Source organism: Bradyrhizobium brasilense (genome assembly GCF_029714345.1).
Classification (GTDB): Bacteria; Pseudomonadota; Alphaproteobacteria; order Rhizobiales; family Xanthobacteraceae; genus Bradyrhizobium; species Bradyrhizobium australafricanum.
The window spans coordinates 7675442-7690094 of sequence record NZ_CP121669.1; the positions used below are offsets into that span (position 1 = coordinate 7675442).

Sequence of the window (14653 nt, forward strand, 5' to 3'; positions counted from 1 at the left end):
AGTTCATCGAACGGCGCTTAATTGCCTGGCGTTTTCGAACCTTGCTTGGGCCTCTGAGAGGGCACCGTCGATGGCGAGTCCCAGTCAATCATTTTCAAGCAAATGAGGAGTTCGACATAGCTTTGTACTTGCCCTGACCCCGCCATGAGTTCGCAACTTTCTCGCGGTCCCGCCGGGACAGTTAGCCAGATCGAGTTTAGCTGCTGCCGCGCAACCGCCTCGTCACTCACGCATTTACTCGCGTCCTGGGGAAGCCCCGACGCTTTATCGTCAACGGAAACGTCCGCGCAAAGCGACTTGATGTCGAAGTTGGGAACACTGTCTGAAATTTGTACGGGCGGCTGACCAACGAGCGATAATGCCAAGAGCGCTGCCTTCATGAGATCTCCCTCCCCGTCCGGTGCGCCCAGCTGGAAGGCGGATTGAGCTGGGACTGACGCCGCTTCGGAGGCTGTGGCGGCCGCCCTTCCGCCCACGACGTTACATTGCGCCTTTTTCCCAATTTCTATCCACTACGAACCGCAATGCTGCGGCGCGCTACTACTTTTGCGCATGCAATTTGCCTGCCCGTCTGTTGGTTAGGACCAGTTCCGAATGGCAATTGCCGCGGGCATTTGCCGATTTTCGCTCAACCGCAGCTTGGTGCCGGCCGGCATGTGCTCTAGCAGCAGATGCCGGGTGTTGGGCGCTTCGCAACAATCGAGACGGCCACTGCGAACTGCATCAGCGCTGTTCTGTGATTAGTCATTGCAATGCACTCCAAAACGAAACCGATTCAACGCCATCAAGCATGGGCGGATTCCAATCGGTCATCTGGCGCATAGCCTGTTTGAGGCATGCCAGCTTGCACAAAGTGTGCGTAGCTTCGAAGCCACCTTTCTTGATGGAGGATTCGGCGTGAAAGGACTGTTGATGGCGATAGCCGTTCTTGCGGCTCTCTACATAGCGGATCAGCAGTTCGCTCACGGCAAATATACTGATGCCGTGCAGCGAATGGCGGCTCAGATGCGACATTCTTTTGGAATGTAAAACGGGCCGTCATCCCAGGCGGAAGCGAAATGACCTGTTGCCAAGACACTCGACGCCATCCATCTCGATCGACCATCGAACGAGGAACCGGGCAAGCCCCAGCTCAGGGGGTGAGCCGGGGCTGCCGGGGCTGGAAGGCTGTAGCGGCACAGCCTCTACTCACGACGCTACGACTTTCCCGAATTTGATCCACAAGAAACCGCTGTTGCTGCAGCGCGCTACTACCAATGCCCCACGCACGCGATCATACGGTCTCATACAGCGCACCGACGCCTGGCATGCCGCAGGTTACGGTGCGGCCACCCAGCCCATTTTGAACGAGGCTGCTTCTCAAGTTGTAGATCTGAGACAGAGGAATTGAGTTACTGGGCGTCGGCCATCTTCGATCGAGAAGCCTGCGGTTGCGCGTTGACTGCCGAGGGCCGGTTCGACGGCGACGCCGGTTCCTGCGATGAGACGGCGGCGTCGGGCGGCGCGCCCGGGGATGGTCGATGGGCAGCTGGTGCCGGAAGCACGATCACTTTCGCGCCGACTTTCACCCGATCATAGAGGTCCATGACGTCGTCATTGGTCAGCCGGATGCAGCCGGAAGAAACGCGCTTCCCGATCGTATCGGGCTTGTTGGTGCCGTGAATTCTGTATTCGGTATCGCCCAGATACATCGCCCGGGCACCGAGCGGATTGCCGGGACCGCCCGCCATGAACCGCGGCAGATAAGGCTGGCGCGAAATCATCTCTGCCGGCGGACGCCAATCCGGCCATTCTGTCTTGCGGGCCACGACCTGCTCACCGGACCATGTGAAACCTTCGCGGCCGACACCGATGCCGTAGCGCATCGCCTGCCCGCCGTTCAGAACGAGATAAAGGAATGTGTTGCCGGTATCGATGACGACGGTGCCCGGCGGCTGGTGACTGACGTATTCAACGACCTGCCGAGCAAATTTTCCGGGAGCGTCAGCGGCTTTTGGTGTTTCGATCCGGGGCGCGGGGACCGGGATCGGAACCGGAGTTGGCGCTGGAGCCTGAACCGCCGCCGCTACGTGAATGGGAGTCGACGGCGTAGGACTAGATGGTGCCGGCACCTGATGCGCGGCTTGCTTCCGTATCGGTTGAACGCCCGCCGGCCGCCACAGCAAGCCGTACCCCAATGCGGCAGCGGCCACGACGCCAACTACAACTCTTCCGGCCACTGGTAGCGCGAGCGTCTCGGTCTTTCCACGTTTGGCCCGCTTACCCATACCTCTCCCCTGATCGCAATGCCCGGAAGAGGTATCCGGCAAATTTTAACAAGCTTCGAAGCGATGTCGCCCAGGCTGGAAATCGCCAAGCGTCGTTAACGCCAGCCCCTGTGCTGCAACACCCATCGTCCACATTCGATCGCCGGTTCGGGCAAAGCAAGGGCCGCCCAAAGGCGGCCCTCGCGCAAAGATGCAACATCACTTCAACGTATAGGTACCAGTCTGGTGATTGCAGTCTTGAAAGGTTCCCTCTTTGATGACCGGGAAAGGCCCTAAGGGTTGTATCGTTGCGGTCATGACCATGCCGTCGTACTTCCCAGTCCCCGCGACTGTCTCTCTGGTTACCTTTCCTTCTGACGTCGAGAAGTACGAAAGTCGCTTATCACCGTCTCGGTCAATGGACTCGCAGACCGTGGTGCCAGTAATTTTCCCACCAAGAGACGCACTAACCCCTACGCACCGGAATGTATCTTTGTCGAAAAGCCCACCCGGAGGATTGCTTCGGATAGAGCCGGTATGCTCATAGCTTCGCGCGATGTGGGTCTTGGAAAATGAGATAGTGCTGCTCGTGCCCGACCAGCACGCCGTGTAATCGAAGTTGCCTTCTTTTGGGAGCTCGGCGGCGAAAGCAGACGGTGCCAACGCAAAGACGATCAACGCTAAGGGATACCTGCACGCGCTTTCCATAGTACCCTCCGTATGGATTGGCAGAACGAACGATGCCAACGCGAGCGTGAGGGGACGCATTGATCCAGATCAATGGATGAAGACGAGGAAATGTCCGCGATGGGTCAAGGCTGCCCTGGCCAGTCCGTAGGATAGGTGGAGCGCAGCGATACCCATCATCCCACCGCGCAGCACAAGCTTGATGGGTATCGCTTCGCTCCACCCATCCTACGAAGCGGACAAAACAGGCGCTTTTGGCTATTTCGGCTAGGGTCCAAAAGCAGACGAATTATTGCGCCCCGGCGCGGAGACGGGTTGGCCAACCGACACGGACCAACGTTTCATCCGGGTCAGAGACCGCAAATTCGTACATCCCCCACGGCTTGTCTTCGGGTGATTGCTGAAATTCGCGGGCCGCAGCATCAACACTCTCGAGGTAAAGATAAAGCCCAAAAGGGTTTCTGCCCGGCGTCAGCCATCCCTCGACCGCGTCAGTCAGATGTAGATATCCGCCCTTCCCGTTCGACAGCATGCGATAGGTGTCGGGCTCTCCCGGAGCAGGCCTTTCGCCGTCCGGGCGCGCAAAGCCCAGCCGATTGTAGAACCGCTCGGACGCATCAAGGTCATTACACGGCAGGATCGCGATCAAAGCTCCGGAAGGGCTCATCCTGGTGCACTCCGACGTCACGCAACAACTTGCGTCCGCTCTTCTCAATGTCTGAAATTTGTCACCTTTAAGGTGGGAGTTGGGGTTGGGACAGGCAGATGACCGCTCACGGTCAGAAGGCGATATCGCCGAGGTCGGGTCGGGTTGCCGCTTCGTCCCCGAAGGCCGGCCTCCCGGATCTTGGTGGAGTACGCCGCCCTACTCGCCCCACTCTCGCGCCATGGTGGCGAGCGCGCAGCCTTCGCAGTAGCGGGCATCCTTGAAGTCGATCCAGTTGTGGGCGTAGACGCGCTCCGGCGGGATGCCGTAACGCGCGCGCAGCAGCTTCACCAGCACCCGCCAGGCCGCGACCTGTGCGTCGGTCGGGCCGGTCGTGACGTCGGGGTAATTGCCGGCGAACTCGACGCCGATCGACGTGTCCTTGTTCACCTGGTGATAGGTCTTGCTGTTGTCGATGTATTTGTTGTCGTTGCGATCGGCGCCGTCTGTGTGGGTCGGAACGAGGTTGTCGGCGACCGCCCAATAGACCGTGCCGTCGGTTTCGACCCAGACCATGACGCCGCGCCGGGTCGGGTTCTTGTGCTGCGCCTCGGCGCCATATCGCGCCGAGCCCTGCGGCCCCTCGGTCTGGTGCACGATGATGTTGCGCCAGGGATGCGATTTGGCGACGTCGCCCCAGGGCGCCAGCCAGACCATCTTCAAGCCGGGAATCTCGGGCGTGCCTTGCGATCGCGCAATGGTCGCGAGATCGGGCGTTTCGGCCGATGCGGCAGCGGACAGGACCAGCGCAACAAGCGCGGTGAGCAGGCGAGGCGTCATTGCGGAAGTCCCGGTGTCATTCCGTCGCTCGTTAGCACGCTCAGGCGCGCTTGCGCAGGCTCGCCTCGACCATCTCGGGCAGCTTCGGCTCGTAGGTCGCATAGCCGTTCTTGCCGCCCTTCTTGGCGTCGTAGAGCGCGTGGTCGGCGGCGGCGACCAGGCGATCGGGATGCAGGCCGATCTCGCGGGTCCATTGCGCGACGCCGATCGAGACCGAGATCGGAATGTCCCTGCCGGTGCACTGCTCGGCATCGGCGCGGCAGACCTCGAGCACGCGGCGCGCGATCATCGCGCCCTCGCGCAGCGTCGAGGACGGCAGCACGATGCAGAACTCGTCGCCGCCGGTGCGGGCCAGCATGTCGCCCGGGCGGAGCCGCGTCTGCGCCATCAGCGTGAAATGCTGCAGGCAGGCGTCGCCGGCGGCGTGGCCATGGGTGTCGTTGATGCCCTTGAAGCCGTCGAGGTCGATCACCAGCAGCGCGAACGCCTCGCCGTTGCGGTCGGAGCGCGCGCATTCCTCGGTCAGCCGCTGCAGGAGATGGCGGCGGTTGCCGACGCCGGTGAGATCGTCGAGCAGCGCGAGGTCGGCGACCTCGTTGCGCAGCCGGTCGATCGCCATCAGCAGGAAGCCGAAATTGAGCGCCATCGACAGGAACACCATCAGCAGGATCACCAGCGACTGTCCCGCAGAGAATCGGACGAAGGAGAACTCGCCGGGCTGCAGCAGCGCGCCGACGGCACGCAGCGCATAGATGCCGATCAGCACGGAGGCGACGATGCCGGCGAGCCGGGCACCGGGGCTGACGCGGCCGTTCTCGGACGACAGCAACAGCTTCAGCGTCAGCGCGAACGGCGTGACCTGGGCAATGGTGTAGACCAGGATGCGCATCGGCATGCTGTCATAGGCGAAGATGAAGGTGCCGAGACCGGCGAAGGCCAGCGCCGTGGTCAGCAGGGTGGCGCGCCAGGTCGCAGGCTTGTCGTAGAACCGCTCGATGCCCATCGCGGCAAGGCCGGCTGCGAACACCATCAAGGTCCCGGCCGCGAGCAGCGGCAGCAGCGAGTCGGTCAGCATCACGCGAAGCATCGCGCAGCTGGCGCCGGCGGAGGCGACCAAGGCGGATGCGGTCCAGAACCGCGCCGCGCCGAAAGCAGGATAGCTGCGCGCGACATACGCCCAGATCAGCCCGAGCGCGAGAAAATTGATAATGAATACCGTCCAAAGCGTCGGAACGCTCAACATCGCCCCTGTTCGAGAGCCGTATCGGCCTCGCCTCTCCTGAAATGACCGTCTGCCCCCTCCGGGCGTTTCCTCAAATGACAATCCCCGTTGTCTTACGGAACAGCATGCGGCCGCGCCGCTTAACGGAGCGTCACCCACAACGTGCCAATCCGCGCCGTGGTTTTGAATTGATGAAGATCTGCGCATGCGCCGTTTGCGCATCGTTAAGCATGACGGATGCGACGACGCCGCGACGCGCGAGATGCGCAACGCTTTGCGAAAAAGCTGGCGAAAACGCGTAACAGTTGTGGATAACACGATGACGGCGCCGTGACAGCACGCGGCAGCAGCCTCCGAATCTGCTGAGTTTGATATCGAGGATGTTGCGAGGCTGGCCCTCCGCCAAGCATGCCTCGGAGTCGCGTTCAATCCATGAAACCCTGAGAGGATACTATGGCTAAGAAAGCGAAGAAGGCGAAGAAGGCGAAGGCGAAAAAGGCCACCAAGAAGAAGGCCGCCAAGAAGTAACGAATTCCAGCCCGGGTAGCGGCTCTTGCCCTGCCCGGGCACCCGGACCGGGACAGCCGGTCGCAGCGACAGCAACCTCGAATTCACCGGCCCTACATCGATGGCCCCGAACTGGCGGGGCGCAAGGCAGCAGGCGCAACGCCTGCTTTTTTATTGCCTGCGTCAGGGCGCGACGTCAGCGCTCCGCCAAGGCGAGCCTGGCGCCGAGCAGGGCAAAGCCCGCGGCAAAGCTCCGCCGCAGCCAGGCCATCACCTTCGGCCGGGTGATGACGCGGTCGCGCACCGAGGCGGCGAACAGCCCGTAGACCGCGAACACCGCAAAGGTCATCGCCATGAACACGCCGCTGAGCTCGGCCATCCGCGCCAGCGGATGCGGCTCGTCGACCGCGATGAACTGCGGCAGGAAGGCCAGGAAGAAGATCGACAGCTTTGGATTGAGGATGTTGATCAGGATGGCGGTCACGATCACCCGCCGGCGCGAGCGCGGCTTGATCTCGGTGTCGACGGCGAGCGCGCCGCGCTCGCGCAGCGCCTGCCAGGCCATGTAGAGCAGATAGACGACGCCGCCCCACTTCAGCGCCGCGAACGTCACGGCGCTGGTGTGCAGGATGGCGGCAAGCCCGAGCATCGCCGCGATCATCTGCGGCACGATCCCGAGCGTGCAGCCGAACGCCGCCGCGACGCTCGCCCGCGCTCCCCGGGTCAGCGCCACCGCCAGCGTATAGAGCACGCCGGTGCCGGGCGAGGCCACCACGATCAGCGTCGTCAGCAGAAAGGACCAGGTCACTGCAAATCCGTCACTTCAAATCCTCGGCGGGCGAGACATCGTCCGCCAATATCACGGCGACGGGGACGGCGGAAGCGGCTGCCGGCATCCGCCCGACGCCAGCGTCGACACCCCGTTATGACGACCTGCGCCATCCGCGATGCGAAAGCTCCGACGCCTTCATCTCGGCGACCCGGATCACGTCCAGCGGCGCCCAGGGCTTGGCCCAGAACAAGGCGCCTTCGGGCAGGCGCTGCCGCAGCGGCTTGCCCGAGGTGACGATCACGTCGAGATCGGGTCTGTATTTCTTCGCGGCATAGGCGAGCTCGATGCCGGTCATGTGTCCGGCCAATTCGACGTCGGTCATCATCAGCACCACGTTGTCGCCGTTGCCCTGCAGCACCAGCTCGGCGGCCTCGGCGCTCTCGCAGGCGATGACGTCGAACTCGCTTTCCTCCAGCAGCAGCCCGATCATCTCGCGCTGCATCGGGTCGTCCTCAACCACCAGGGCCTTCGCACGGTAGGGCTTTGACTGTCCCATGGGTGTGGCTCCCTTGGTTTGAATGCTTCGCTTCGAGCGCGTAACATAGATTAAATGCCCAAAATCACTGGATGGTTCAGTTCCAATTTGAGAAAAGCGTGGAAATGCCGTGTTCCTCGCTTGGCAACCACCACCCCCGTTGAGATGGAGCCCACCTGACATGACCGCGATCCCTGGATCCGCCGCTGCCGTGACCGGAGCCGCCAGCGGCATCGGCCGCGCGCTCGCGCATGAACTGGCGCTTCGCGGCTGCGATCTGGCGATCGCCGACCGCGACGAGGCCGGCCTGCAGGCCGCCGCCGCGGAGATCGCGAAAGCGAGCCCGCGCAAGGTCACCGTGCATCGGCTCGATGTCAGCGAGCCGGACCAGATCACGGCGTTCGCGGAGGCCGCCGTTACAGCGCACCCCTCGCTCAACATCGTCGTCAACAATGCCGGCGTCGCGCTGCTCGGCGAGTTCGGCGAGTTCGATCAGGCGCAGATGGAATGGCTGTTCAACATCAATTTCTGGGGCGTGGTGCACGGCACCCGCGCCTTCCTGCCGCAGCTTTCGCGGCAGCGCGAGGCGCATATCGTCAACATCTCGTCGATCTTCGGCATCATCGCCCCGCCCGGCCAGAGCGCCTATTGCGCGGCCAAGTTCGCGGTGCGCGGCTTCTCGGAAAGCCTGCGCCACGAGCTTGCGGTGGCGAACAGCCCGGTGCGTCTGTCCGTGGTGCATCCCGGCGGCGTCGCCACCAGCATCGCGCGCAACTCGCGCGCCGGCACCGGCGTCACCGACAATGCCCGCCGCGCCGAATCGATCGAGCGCTTCGACGCGCTGGCCAGGACCACGCCGACCGCGGCCGCGCAGCGCATCATCGCCGGCATCGAGAAGAACCAGCCGCGCATCCTGATCGGCAAGGACGCATACTTCATGGACCTGCTGCAACGCTTCCGCCCGGCGACCTACTGGAAAACGATGCAACGGATGATGGAGAAGACGGCGGCGCGGCGGATCGCGCGCGATGCCGCGAGGGCGAGCCAGTAGCGCGATAGCGCGGAGTAACCCGCGCATCGCCGTCGTCCCGGCGAAAGCCGGGACCCATAACCACAGGATTGGATTGTTGAGCACGCCGGGGCCGCCGCGTCGTGCAACACGGACAATTGGGGTTATGGGTCCCGGGTCAAGCCCGGGACGACACTGAGGATGCTGCGCGGCCTGCGGGTCATACATATGCCTGCGAGTTTACACCTGCGCGTCATCGCGATACGAGATTACCCGCCCAGCTGCTTCTTCACCCCGAGCGCGAGCCGGAACAGCGGATCGCTCCGCTCCGACGGATAGAGCGCGCTCTTCGCGACCTGCGGGAAATTGTCGTTCTTCCAGAACGACGCCGGCGCGAACGAGAATTTGGCGACCAGCCGCCGGCCGAAATCCATCTCGTAGGGAAAGTAGTTTTCCTTCTGCTCGGTGCCGGACATCTCCGGATACTCGCCGAGCAGATAGCCCTCCTGGATGTGCGGCCGCACCGCCGACGGCGGGCAGACGCTGGAGAGGCGCACGATCTGCAGGCCGGCCTCGGCGCTCGCGGTGATCGCGCCGCTCAGATTCGGCACGCCGAGCACATAGAGGAAGGCGGTGCCGGTCTCCGCCAGCGAGGCAAAGGAGGCGGCGATCCGGATCGAATGGGTGACGTCGAGCAGCGGCGTGGTGCAGACCTCGTAATGCTGCAGGATCGACCAGCGCAGGATGCGATGCCGCTTCAACCGCTCGAGCCCGAGCAGCTTTTCCCTGGCGTATTCGGCGATCAGGATCCGCTCGGCGCGTTGCAGCGCATCGAACCGCCCGACCAGCGTCGCCTGATCGGGATTGCCGCGGCCGCCGCGAAACAGCGTCGGCTTCAGCGACGAGTTGCGCTTGATGTTCCTGTAGTCGGCGCCCTGGCCGCGAAACAGCAGCACATGATCGCGGTTGAGGAATTGCAGCTCGGCGATCTTGGTGGCGAGCTCGAGATAGGAGCCGACGCGATGGCCCGGCCCCTCCCGCACCGCCGAGTTCTTCGCGACCTGGCATCCGCGGCGGTCGAAGAACGACCAGATTTTTTGGCTGCCGATGGTTTCCATGGAGACACCAGAATTCTCAACCGTCATTCCGGGGCAGCCCGCAGGGCTGAACCCGGAATCCATTTTTCCATGCGTGATGCAGCCCGACGGATTCCGGGCCTGCGCCTATCGGCCTATCCCGGAATGACAGCAGATATGCGGCTCGAGATCCCGGGTTCGCGCCGAGGCGCGCCCCACGATGCGAAATTGCGCATCGGGGATGACCGCAGAGCGGTCACCGCCCCACGAGCTGATCGGCGAAATACCCGATGGTCTTGCGATAGATCACCGCCCTGTTCCACTCGCGCATCGCCTCGAAATTCGCGGTGCCCTCGCCATAGGGCGCGCCCATCTTGAAGCCGCTGGTGTGCAGGAGGTTCGCGGTCGAGGCCAGCACGTCGGCGACCGAGTGGCGCAGGTCGACATGGCCGTCGCCGTCGAAATCGACGCCATACTTGATGTAGGACGACGGCAGGAACTGGGTCTGGCCGATCTCGCCGGCATAGGCGCCGATCATGTCGTTGAGACGGAGATCGCCGCGCTGCACGATCTTGAGCGCGGCGAGCAGCTCGCCCTGGAACAGGTCGGTGCGGCGGCAATCATGCGCCAGCGTCGCGAGCACGCGAAACACCGGTAGCTTGCCCATGTCGCCCTTGCCGAAATCGGTCTCGAGCCCCCAGATCGCGACCAGGATCTGGCGCGGCACGCCGTACTGCTGCTCGATCTTCGAAAGCAGCGCGGCGTGCCGCTGCAGCATCGCGCGGCCGCCATTGATGCGCCCGGGCCCGACACGGGTTGCGACATACTGCTCGAACGTCTTGTTGAAGGTGTAGCGCTGCCGCCGGTCGAAGGCGAGCACCCCGCCATCCTGCTGCACGCCGCCGAGCGCCGCGGAGATCACATCCTGCTGGATGCCGGCGCTCGCCGCCTCCTGCGAGAACGACTGGACGAAGGTCGGAAAACTGCCGCCGCAGCGCGCGGCGTAGGAGGGGGTGGCAAGCAGCAAGGCGCCGAACACAACCGCCAAACGACACCTGAGCATGCAAAAATCCCCCTGCTTCGATTGGCCGATCATGCCATGGAGCAAACGAGGCAGTCAAAGCGTCGGCACGACACTCCATTCTCGGCGGGCAGCTACGCGCCTCAATCCATGTTCGCACGGTGAATGACCACGGCGCATCCATCAACCGATCGGCACGTAGCTGAAGCTCAACCCCTGAGCTGGCGCTCCAGATCCACAAAATCGATCTCCGCCCAGCGCTCGGAAATCCTGCCGTCCTGAATCCGCCAGAACGTCATGCCGCGGAATTCGACGTGGCGGCCGGTTGGTTGAATGCCGCGCCAGGGGCTGCGGTGGCGGCCGCGCCAAACGAAGCGGCCGGCGACGATGTCGCGCTCGGCCACCAGGCATTCCGCCACCGCCGACAGGTCGGCGAAGGTCTCGTGCATCGCGGCCGAATGCGCGATCACGTCCTCGGCGCTCAGCCGCTTGCCCACCGCATGGTCGAAGAAGTCGGGCGCCAACTGCGCGCGGATCGCCTCGGGATCGTGGCGGTTGGTCACGGCGTCGTAATGCGCGAGCACGAGCGCCTTGTTGGCGTCGATTGTGGCGTTGGACATCGGAGATCGATTCTCGAAGGAAAGGTTGTAGAAAGAGAAGGATGCGCCTCATACGCGAATCGGACGGCATGGCGCAAGTGACGATGGTCAGAAAAAGCTCAGCTTTCGGCCGTCGTTCGTTTGCGCGCCAATACGAAAGACGGCTGCCGGGAAACTGCGCCGGCGTGCGCGGCTCCGCCGCCAGCCACTCCCTCGGCTCGGCGCGAACGGCAGGCGGGCCGGCGCAACCGGCGGTAACATCATCCGATAGCTTGACTGCCGGTGGCCTGCAAGCGGCGGCGAGCGACCCACCGCACGGCAGCATTCGAGGACGCGACGCATGAACGCCGAAGCCGCCGGCCGCGACCAAGAAGCACTGGCTGGCAAGCCGCTTCCGCCGCCACGCGGCCGGCCGCGCTGTCTTGTTCATGCAAAGCCGCGTCGCTAAAGCCAGGCGCGCCGGCTGCAAAGCCGCCGTCATTTGGGGACGCCATCCGATGACGCGTTTGGGGATGAGGATGTGCTGCCGATGACGATCGCCGGGGGTTTCGCACGCGCGTGCAGGGCTGCCGCATCGATCGGTGTCGTGCTCGCGCTCGGCGCTGTTTTGAGCGCAGCGATCGACAGTGCCGCCGCGCAGAACGCCCCCGCCAAGCGCGCGCCGGCGCAAGGCGCCGGCAGCACGCAGGCGATCGCCGCGCAGGTCAAGAACGCCATCGCGCTGACGCGCGGCGGCAAGTTCGACGCGGGCTATGCACAGCTGCTTGCAGCACTGGATGCCGCAGACAAGCTCGACGACACCCAGTTCGTCATGGAGCAGTATTTCGACGCGACCGCGACGCTGCGCGCGGTCAAGCGCGACGATCTCGCCGAAAAACTGTTCGTGCGCGCGTTTCAGAGCAAGGCGGCGGCGCAACGGCCGCCCGGCAATGCCGACGTGCTGCTGATGTACGCGATCCTGCTGTCCGACCACGCCAGGATCGCCGAAGCCGTTCCGCTCTACATGAAGGCGATCGCGGCGTTCAACGCCTATTGGGGCGAAGGCTCCGAGGAATCGCTGATCGCAAACGACAAGCTCGCGGTCGCGCTGTCCGCCAACGGCTCGGCGGCGTCGGCGACCAATTTGGGCCGGCACAATTTCGAGCGTGCGGAGAAGGCGCTCGGGCCCGACCACCGCACCACCTGGAAGCTCGCCAACAATTATGCCGACATGCTGCGCGAGATCGGCGCGCCGGCGAAGGCGCTCGAGCTCGATCTGTTCGCGATCGAGAAGCGCGCCAGACATTATGGCGAGAACCATCTCAACACGCTGGTGACGGTCAACAACGCCGGCCAGGATTTCCTCAATCTCGGCCGCTTCGACGACGCCCGCCGCTACTTCCGCCGCCACCGCGCGATCGCGGCCGCGATGGCGCCGAAGGATCCGAGCTTTGCCGGACAGGCCGACGCCTGGCTGTTCTACACCGACATGCTCGCCGCCGGCGATGCCGCGATCGCGCCGGCCGATCTGGCGCGGCTGGAGGCGATCGTCGCCAATGAGGCGAATTTTGCGGATTTCCTGCGCATCAAATCCGCGGTGCTGGCTGCCGGCCAGCGCGAGCAGCGCCGCGAGCGGGACAAGGGGATGCGGCTGCGCGAGACCGCGCTGGCGATCTCGACCCGCGCCTTCACCGCGCAGCATCCGATCAGCTTCGAGATCAAGCTCGGCATCGCGACCGCGCTGATCGCCACCGATCCGACCCGCGCGGTGCAGGCCTTCGCCGCGCTCGACCGCGAGATGTTCGACTGGATGAAGCGCGAGGTCGGCACATCGGGCGATCGCGCCGTCGCCGAAGCGATCCGCGCCCATGCCGACCATCTCTTGTTCGCGTTCGGCCGCTTCGCCACCGGCGCCGGCTCCGCCGTGGCGCAGCCGGCCTTTGCCGCCGCCGTGCTGCGCTGGAAGACGCTCGGCGGCGCCGACGCCACGGCGCTGCGCCAGCTCGAGACGGAGGTCGCCGGCAAGGACGAGGAGACCGCGACGCTGCTGCGGAAGGCGCTCCGGCTCAACGGCGAGAAACAGGAGCTGTTCTCGTCGGGCAATATCGACGACTGGGCGAGGTCGGTGTGGGGACGGCAGGACGCCGCCGAGAAGGCGCTGCAGAAGCGGCTCGATGCGATCGGCATGAAGCTGCCGCAAGACCCGATCCGTCCGTCACAGCTGCTCGGGCCGCAGGAAGCCGTCGTCAACTATTTCATCACCCGGCAATGGAAGGCGGATCGCCAGGCGAAAGACCCGCTGGCGGCGACCGTGCTCTACGCCATCGTCGAGACCGCAACGAGCGAGCCGCGCGTGGTCGATCTCGGCGATCCCAGCCGGATGGTCGACACCGGCGTGCGCACCGAGATCGCGCGGCTGCGGGCGACGCGGGCCACCCCGCCTGATCCCGGCGCCGTCGCGCCCGACGTCAAGGGCCGCTTCCAGAACCTCCGGGCACGGCTGTTCGCCCCGCTGGAGCCGCTGCTGAAGGACAAGAGCACGCTCTATGTCGTGCCCGACGGCTTCCTGTTCGCCGTGCCGTTCGCGCTGCTGCCCGGCAGCGGCGGCGGCCTGCTGGAGGACAAGTTCACGATTCGGATGCTGACCAGCCCCGACGCGCTGATCGCGATCCATGCGCGCGAGACGCTCGATCAGCGGGGCGCGATGCTGCTCGCCGGCGGCATCGAATATGGCGAGCCGGGGCCGATGCCGCTGCCCGCGACCCGGACCGAGATCGAGGCGATCGCCAAACTCGCCCGCGCGCGCGGCGCGCCGGTCGAGATGCTGACCGGGCGCGGCGTCAGCGAAGGCACGCTGCGCGCGGCGATCGGCAAGGCGCGCATCGCGCATCTGGCGACGCACGGCTTCTATCGCGACGGCACGGCATCCGGCCTCGATACGCTGTGGCAGAGCGGCATCGTGCTGTCGGGCGCCGGCGACAGCCGATTTCCGCTGCGCGACGAGAACGACGGCTATCTCTATGCCTTCGAATTGATGGACTGGGACCTGTCCGGGCTCGATCTTTTGGTGCTGTCGGCCTGCGAAACCGGCCGCGGCGACGAGAGCTTCGTCAGCGGCCTGCGCGGCCTGCCGACCGCGCTCGGCATCGCCGGCGCGCGCCGCGCACTGCTGACGCTGTGGCCGGTCGCCGACGAGGGCACCGCGAATTTTACCGTGCGGTTCTACGAGCACCTCGCGAAGGGCCTGACCTATTCCGATGCGCTGCGCCGGACGAGGCGCGATGCGCGCGACGGCAAGGTTGCGAGCGCGGGCGACGCCAGCGTGTGGGCGGCGTTCGTGCTGTTCGAGGGCTGAGCCGTATATGTCGTTGATGTGACCGGACAGGCGCCGCGAGCGCAGGCCGGGCCGAACTGCGCCCGGCGTTGCGCAAGGGCCGCACGCAACCCCATCGCGCAGGGCAGACCGGCGCGCGGGCGCGGGCGATTTGCTTTGACAGCGGCTCCCCGATCGAGG

At 64.7% G+C, this 14653-nt stretch carries 13 protein-coding genes; 2 read left to right on the forward strand and 11 right to left on the reverse strand.

From position 1 onward, the window contains the following. Positions 1-17 precede the first annotated feature (17 nt). From QA635_RS35395 to QA635_RS35430, 8 genes are all read right to left on the reverse strand, one after another. Positions 18-380, reverse strand: a complete 363-nt coding sequence (locus QA635_RS35395; protein ID WP_092087479.1) for a hypothetical protein — start codon at positions 378-380, stop codon at positions 18-20. A 364-nt stretch (positions 381-744) separates the two neighbouring features. Then, a complete protein-coding gene (locus QA635_RS35400; protein WP_283064367.1) occupies positions 745-1014 on the reverse strand; it encodes a hypothetical protein in 270 nt (89 codons plus the stop codon). Positions 1015-1391: 377 nt separating this feature from the next. Then, positions 1392-2267, reverse strand: a complete 876-nt coding sequence (locus QA635_RS35405) for a L,D-transpeptidase (RefSeq protein ID WP_283064369.1) — start codon at positions 2265-2267, stop codon at positions 1392-1394. 955 nt (positions 2268-3222) lie between these two features. Next, complete coding sequence (locus QA635_RS35410) at positions 3223-3600, reverse strand: VOC family protein (protein ID WP_283064371.1); 378 nt, start codon at positions 3598-3600, stop codon at positions 3223-3225. A gap of 198 nt (positions 3601-3798) precedes the next feature. After that, positions 3799-4419, reverse strand: a complete 621-nt coding sequence (locus QA635_RS35415; protein ID WP_283064373.1) for a peptidoglycan recognition protein family protein — start codon at positions 4417-4419, stop codon at positions 3799-3801. Positions 4420-4459: 40 nt separating this feature from the next. Continuing rightward, positions 4460-5662 (reverse strand): GGDEF domain-containing protein, encoded by a 1203-nt coding sequence (locus QA635_RS35420; protein WP_283064375.1) that lies wholly within the window; start codon positions 5660-5662, stop codon positions 4460-4462. A gap of 682 nt (positions 5663-6344) precedes the next feature. After that, positions 6345-6956 (reverse strand): LysE family translocator, encoded by a 612-nt coding sequence (locus tag QA635_RS35425; RefSeq protein WP_283064376.1) that lies wholly within the window; start codon positions 6954-6956, stop codon positions 6345-6347. Between the two features lie 115 nt (positions 6957-7071). Then, positions 7072-7476: a response regulator gene (locus QA635_RS35430; protein WP_028333151.1), complete on the reverse strand. Its 405-nt coding sequence runs from the start codon at positions 7474-7476 to the stop codon at positions 7072-7074. Positions 7477-7636: 160 nt separating this feature from the next. Between QA635_RS35430 and QA635_RS35435 the strand changes: the two genes are divergently transcribed. Next, entirely contained in the window at positions 7637-8506 is an 870-nt protein-coding gene (locus tag QA635_RS35435; protein WP_283064377.1) for an SDR family NAD(P)-dependent oxidoreductase, read from the forward strand. A gap of 227 nt (positions 8507-8733) precedes the next feature. Here the strand turns inward: QA635_RS35435 and QA635_RS35440 are convergent, their stop codons facing one another. The 3 genes from QA635_RS35440 to QA635_RS35450 all read right to left on the reverse strand — a co-directional run bounded on the left by QA635_RS35440 (position 8734) and on the right by QA635_RS35450 (position 11181). Then, positions 8734-9609, reverse strand: coding sequence for an FRG domain-containing protein (locus QA635_RS35440; RefSeq protein ID WP_283064379.1), 876 nt, complete (start codon positions 9607-9609; stop codon positions 8734-8736). Positions 9610-9796: 187 nt separating this feature from the next. Beyond that, on the reverse strand, positions 9797-10603 hold the full coding sequence (locus QA635_RS35445; RefSeq protein ID WP_076827939.1) for a lytic murein transglycosylase: 807 nt from the start codon (positions 10601-10603) through the stop codon (positions 9797-9799). 167 nt (positions 10604-10770) lie between these two features. Next, positions 10771-11181: an ester cyclase gene (locus QA635_RS35450; protein ID WP_283064380.1), complete on the reverse strand. Its 411-nt coding sequence runs from the start codon at positions 11179-11181 to the stop codon at positions 10771-10773. Positions 11182-11689: 508 nt separating this feature from the next. On the opposite strand from QA635_RS35450, the gene QA635_RS35455 reads away from it, so the two are divergent. Continuing rightward, on the forward strand, positions 11690-14494 hold the full coding sequence (locus QA635_RS35455) for a CHAT domain-containing protein (protein ID WP_283064381.1): 2805 nt from the start codon (positions 11690-11692) through the stop codon (positions 14492-14494). Positions 14495-14653 lie beyond the last annotated feature (159 nt).

What these genes read in the sequence shown, in the direction of transcription:
- QA635_RS35405 (WP_283064369.1), bottom strand. Translation starts at nt 2,267, where the DNA reads ATGGGTAAGCGGGCCAAACGTGGAAAGACCGAGACGCTCGCGCTACCA.
- QA635_RS35455 (WP_283064381.1), top strand. Translation starts at nt 11,690, where the DNA reads ATGACGATCGCCGGGGGTTTCGCACGCGCGTGCAGGGCTGCCGCATCG.
- QA635_RS35440 (WP_283064379.1), bottom strand. Translation starts at nt 9,609, where the DNA reads ATGACGGTTGAGAATTCTGGTGTCTCCATGGAAACCATCGGCAGCCAA.
- QA635_RS35410 (WP_283064371.1), bottom strand. Translation starts at nt 3,600, where the DNA reads ATGAGCCCTTCCGGAGCTTTGATCGCGATCCTGCCGTGTAATGACCTT.
- QA635_RS35430 (WP_028333151.1), bottom strand. Translation starts at nt 7,476, where the DNA reads ATGGGACAGTCAAAGCCCTACCGTGCGAAGGCCCTGGTGGTTGAGGAC.
- QA635_RS35400 (WP_283064367.1), bottom strand. Translation starts at nt 1,014, where the DNA reads ATGTCGCATCTGAGCCGCCATTCGCTGCACGGCATCAGTATATTTGCC.
- QA635_RS35415 (WP_283064373.1), bottom strand. Translation starts at nt 4,419, where the DNA reads ATGACGCCTCGCCTGCTCACCGCGCTTGTTGCGCTGGTCCTGTCCGCT.
- QA635_RS35435 (WP_283064377.1), top strand. Translation starts at nt 7,637, where the DNA reads ATGACCGCGATCCCTGGATCCGCCGCTGCCGTGACCGGAGCCGCCAGC.
- QA635_RS35420 (WP_283064375.1), bottom strand. Translation starts at nt 5,662, where the DNA reads ATGTTGAGCGTTCCGACGCTTTGGACGGTATTCATTATCAATTTTCTC.
- QA635_RS35450 (WP_283064380.1), bottom strand. Translation starts at nt 11,181, where the DNA reads ATGTCCAACGCCACAATCGACGCCAACAAGGCGCTCGTGCTCGCGCAT.
- QA635_RS35445 (WP_076827939.1), bottom strand. Translation starts at nt 10,603, where the DNA reads ATGCTCAGGTGTCGTTTGGCGGTTGTGTTCGGCGCCTTGCTGCTTGCC.
- QA635_RS35395 (WP_092087479.1), bottom strand. Translation starts at nt 380, where the DNA reads ATGAAGGCAGCGCTCTTGGCATTATCGCTCGTTGGTCAGCCGCCCGTA.